The organism is Acidovorax sp. KPB24-07 (genome assembly GCF_057543315.1).
Genome location: NZ_BAAJYS010000288.1, coordinates 1 through 4297 on the forward strand (window position 1 = coordinate 1; position 4297 = coordinate 4297).

A 4297-nucleotide genomic window follows, 5' to 3' on the forward strand; every position below is an offset into this window, starting at 1 on the left:
GGGCGCGCTGCTGCTGGCCGAGCCCGACATGGGCGCCTTCATGGTGATCGCCGTGATCGCCATGGGCATCCTGTTCCTGGGCGGCGTGAACGCCCGCATGTTCTTCCTGATCGCCGCCGTGCTGGTGGGCGCCTTCGCGCTCATGGTGATGATGAGCGACTGGCGGCGCGAGCGCATCTTCGCGTACCTCGATCCCTGGAGCGAAAAGCACGCGCTGGGCAAGGGCTACCAGCTGTCGCACTCGCTGATCGCCATCGGCCGCGGCGAGATCTTCGGCGTCGGGCTGGGCGGCAGCGTGGAAAAGCTGCACTGGCTGCCCGAGGCGCACACCGACTTCCTGCTCGCGGTGATCGGCGAGGAGTTCGGCCTGGTCGGCGTGCTCATCCTCATCGTGCTCTTCCTGTGGATGACCCGCCGCATCATGCACATCGGCCGCCAGGCCATCGCGCTGGACCGCGTGTTCGCCGGCCTGGTGGCGCAGGGCGTGGCCATCTGGATGGGCTTTCAGGCCTTCATCAACATGGGCGTGAACCTGGGCGCGCTGCCGACCAAGGGGCTGACCCTGCCGCTGATGAGCTTCGGCGGCTCCGCCATCCTGATGAATCTGGTGGCCATCGCCGTGGTGCTTCGGGTTGACTACGAAAACAAGCACCTCATGCGCGGAGGCCGCGTATGAGGTGCTTGTTTCAACAAAACGGGCACCGCATGGCGTCAGCCATGCCGGGCGCGCAGCGCGCGATGCGCGGAGGCCGCGTATGAGGTGCTTGTTTCAACAAAACGGGCACCGCATGGCGTCAGCCATGCCGGGCGCGCAGCGCACGGTGCGGGGTGGACGCGTATGAGCGCACCCAAAACCGCGCTCATCATGGCCGGCGGCACCGGCGGCCACATCTTCCCGGGCCTGGCCGTGGCCGAGGAGCTGCGCACGCGCGGCTGGCGCGTGCACTGGCTGGGCACGCCCGGCAGCATGGAGTCGCGCCTGGTGCCGCCGCGCGGGTTCGCGTTCGAGCCCATCGATTTTTCCGGCGTTCGCGGCAAGGGGCTGCTCACGCTGGTCTTGCTGCCGCTGCGCCTGCTGCGCGCCTTCTGGCAGTCGCTGGCCGTGGTGCGCCGCGTGCGCCCCGACGTGGTCGTGGGCCTGGGCGGCTATGTCACGTTTCCGGGCGGGATGATGGCCGTGCTGTTGGGCAAGCCGCTGGTGCTGCACGAACAGAACTCGGTGGCCGGCCTCGTGAACAAGGTGCTGGCCGGCGTGGCCGACCGTATCTTCACGGCCTTTCCCGGGGTGCTCAAGAAGGCCCAGTGGGTGGGCAACCCGCTGCGCACCGCCTTCACGCAGCAGCCCGCGCCGGCCGAGCGCTTCGCCGGCCGCACGGGGCCGCTGCGCCTTTTGGTCGTGGGCGGCAGCCTGGGCGCCCGCGCGCTCAACGAGATCGTGCCGCAGGCCCTGGCGCTGATTCCGGAGGACCGCCGGCCCGTCGTCACCCACCAGAGCGGCGCAGCGCAGATCGATGCGCTGCGCGAGCACTACGCGAAGGCGGGCGTGCAGGCCACGCTCACGCCGTTCATCGACGACACCGCGGCGGCGTTCGCCGACGCGGACCTCATCGTCTGCCGTGCGGGCGCAGCACCGTCACCGAGATCGCCGCCGTGGGCGCGGCGGCGGTGTTCGTGCCGTTCCCCCATGCGGTGGACGACCACCAGACCGCCAATGCCCGCTTCCTCGTGGACGCCGGTGGCGGGTGGCTCGTGCCGCAGCGCGACCTCACCCCCGAGTGGCTGGCACAGTTGCTACAAAATTCAGAGCGCGATGCCCTAGTGGATATTGCGCAGAAGGCCAAAAACATGCAAAAGATCAACGCCACCCGCGAAGTGGCGACTGCCTGCGAGGAGCTGGCATGAAGCACGCCATTCGCCACATCCATTTCGTCGGCCTGGGCGGCGCCGGCATGTGCGGCATCGCCGAGGTGCTGTTTAACCTGGGCTACGGCATTTCGGGCTCGGACCTGTCCGACAGCGCCACCCTGCGCCGCCTGCAGGCGCTGGGCATCCGCACCTGCGTGGGCCATGCGGCCGCGCACATCGAGGGGGCGGATGCGGTGGTCACCTCCACGGCGGTGCAGGCCGACAACCCCGAGGTGCTGGCCGCCCGCGAAAAGAAGATTCCCGTGGTGCCGCGCGCGCTGATGCTGGCCGAGCTGATGCGCCTGAAGCGCGGCATCGCCATCGCCGGCACGCACGGCAAGACCACCACCACCAGCCTGGTGACCAGTGTGCTGGCCGAGGCCGGGCTCGACCCGACCTTCGTGATCGGCGGGCGGCTCAACAGCGCAGGCGCCAATGCCAAGCTGGGCAGCGGCGACTACATCGTGGTGGAGGCGGACGAGTCCGACGCCTCGTTCCTCAACCTGCTGCCCGTGATGGCCGTGGTGACGAACATCGACGCCGACCACATGGAAACGTACGGGCACGACTTCGGCCGCCTCAAGGGCGCGTTCGTCGAGTTCCTGCACCGCATGCCGTTCTACGGCACGGCGATCCTGTGCGTGGACAACCCGGCCATCCGCGACATCCTGGCCGACGTGACCTGCCCGGTGACGAGCTACGGCTTCTCCGAAGACGCCCAGGTGCGCGCGGTGGACGTGCGGGCCGATGCGGGCCAGATGCGTTTTCGCGTGCAGCGGCGCAACGGCGTCACGCTGCCCGACATCGACGTGGTGCTGAACCTGGCGGGCGAGCACAACGTGCTGAACGCCCTGTCGGCCATCGCGGTGGCGGTGGAGTTGAACATTCCCGACGACGCGCTGCTGCGCGCCCTGGCCCAGTTCAAGGGCGTGGGCCGGCGCTTTCAGCGCTACGGCGACATCGCCGCGCCGGGGGGCGGCAGGTTCGCGCTGATCGAGGACTACGGCCACCACCCGGTCGAGATGACGGCCACGCTGGCCGCGGCGCGCGGTGCCTTCCCGGGCCGGCGCCTGGTGCTGGCGTTCCAGCCGCACCGCTACAGCCGCACGCGCGACTGCTTCGAGGATTTCGTGAAGGTCATGGGCAGTGCGGACGCCGTGCTGCTGACCGAGGTGTATGCCGCCGGCGAGGCGCCCATCGTCGCCGCCGACGGCCGGTCGCTCACGCGCGCCCTGCGCGTGGCGGGCAAGGTCGAGCCAGTGTTCGTGGACGACGTGGCCCTGCTCGCGCAGGCGATCGTGGACAACGCCCGGGACGGCGACGTGGTGCTGTGCATGGGCGCGGGCTCCATCGGCGCCGTGCCGGCGAAGGTGGTGGAAATGCTGCAGAAAGAAGAAGCGCCAGCGTTGGCGGAGGTCGCGCGATGAGCCACGAAGACACCCCTGCCATCGACGTGCGCGCCCTGGGCAAGGTCGCGGTGCTGATGGGCGGCTCGTCTGCCGAGCGCGAGGTCTCGCTGATGTCCGGCGGCGGCGTGCTGCAGGCGCTGCGCGCCCGCGGCGTGGACGCGCATGCGTTCGACCCGTCGCAGACCGACCTGTCCGAGCTGCGGCACGGCGGCTATGCGCGCTGCTTCATCGCCCTGCACGGCCGCCATGGCGAGGACGGCACGGTGCAGGGCGCGCTCGAGCTGCTCGGCATTCCGTACACCGGCCCCGGCGTGATGGCGTCCAGCATCGCGATGGACAAGATCATGACCAAGCGCATCTGGCGCTTCGAGGGGCTGCCCACGCCGGACTGGCGCCTGGTGTCGAGCGCCGCCGAGACCGCGCAGGCGCTGCAGGCGCTGGGCGCGCCGATGATCGTCAAGCCCTCGCGCGAAGGCTCCACCATCGGCCTGACCAAGGTGACCTCGCCCGGGCAGTGCGAACAGGCCTACCTGCTGGCCTCCCGCTACGACCCCGAAGTGCTGTGCGAGGAATTCATCGAAGGCGACGAGACCACCTGCCCGGTGCTGGGCCAGGGGGCGGATGCGCATGCGCTGCCGGTGATCCGCATCGTGGCGCCGGCCGGCAACTACGACTACCAAAACAAGTATTTCACCGACGTCACGCAGTACCACTGCCCGAGCGGCCTGCCCGAGGCCGAGGAGCGCGAGATCCAGCGCCTGGCGCTCTTCGACTCGCTCACCGGCCTGCCCAACCGCATGCTGCTCATGGACCGCATGCACCAGGCCCTGGCCACGGCGCAGCGCCAGGCGGCCAGGGCGGGGCGCTGTTGTTCATCGACCTGGACAACTTCAAGACGCTGAACGACACGCTCGGCCACGACAAGGGCGACCTGCTGCTGCAGCAGGTGGCGCAGCGGCTGAACACCTGCGTGCGCACCGTCG

General features: G+C 69.7%; 3 protein-coding genes and 2 pseudogenes. All 5 read left to right on the forward strand.

Annotated features, from left to right (window positions below; translation table 11 throughout):
• A partial coding sequence (locus AC27IQ_RS19430; RefSeq protein ID WP_487090463.1) for an FtsW/RodA/SpoVE family cell cycle protein occupies positions 1-676 on the forward strand: 676 nt, incomplete at its 5' end.
• A gap of 162 nt (positions 677-838) precedes the next feature.
• A pseudogene (gene murG, locus AC27IQ_RS19435) lies at positions 839-1902 on the forward strand (undecaprenyldiphospho-muramoylpentapeptide beta-N-acetylglucosaminyltransferase).
• Positions 1899-3332: a UDP-N-acetylmuramate--L-alanine ligase gene (gene murC / locus AC27IQ_RS19440; protein WP_272567214.1), complete on the forward strand. Its 1434-nt coding sequence runs from the start codon at positions 1899-1901 to the stop codon at positions 3330-3332. The pseudogene murG and the gene murC overlap by 4 nt, the downstream one beginning before the upstream one ends.
• A pseudogene (locus AC27IQ_RS19445) lies at positions 3329-4081 on the forward strand (D-alanine--D-alanine ligase); the annotation flags it as partial. The gene murC and the pseudogene AC27IQ_RS19445, both read left to right, overlap by 4 nt.
• Positions 4082-4182: 101 nt before the next feature.
• A partial coding sequence (locus AC27IQ_RS19450; RefSeq protein ID WP_487090464.1) for a diguanylate cyclase domain-containing protein occupies positions 4183-4297 on the forward strand: 115 nt, incomplete at its 3' end.

Bases quoted from the DNA above. Each gene is read 5' to 3' on its own strand.
- murC (WP_272567214.1), top strand. From the start codon at position 1,899: ATGAAGCACGCCATTCGCCACATCCATTTCGTCGGCCTGGGCGGCGCC.